This window comes from Phormidium sp. CCY1219, from assembly GCF_035615515.1.
In the GTDB taxonomy this organism is placed as follows: Bacteria; Cyanobacteriota; Cyanobacteriia; order Cyanobacteriales; family Laspinemataceae; genus CCY1219.
Genome location: NZ_JAJENT010000085.1, coordinates 1 through 282 on the forward strand (window position 1 = coordinate 1; position 282 = coordinate 282).

At 55.0% G+C, this 282-nt stretch carries 1 pseudogene; it reads left to right on the top strand.

Annotated elements, in window-relative coordinates:
* Positions 1 to 282 (top strand): annotated as a pseudogene (locus LKK83_RS00525) (hypothetical protein); the annotation flags it as partial.

Genomic DNA, 282 nt, shown 5'->3' on the forward strand with positions numbered 1-282 from the left:
TTTTAATCCCGATTTCTATCGCGCCACCAATCCAGATTTAGCCGCTGCTGGACTGAATAACGAGCAATTATTCGACCATTTCCGAGGTTCTGGCATTAACGAAGGACGCCCTTCCGCCCCCAATTTCAATGTCAGCTTTTACCTCAGCGCCAACCCCGATTTAGCCGCCGCCGGCTTAAACTTTTTCGACGCATCGCAACACTATGTTTTCGCCGGCATGGCAGAAGGAAGAATTGCCGCCGCCGGAGGCCCTGGGCCTGTTGCACCCCCACCCCCACCTCC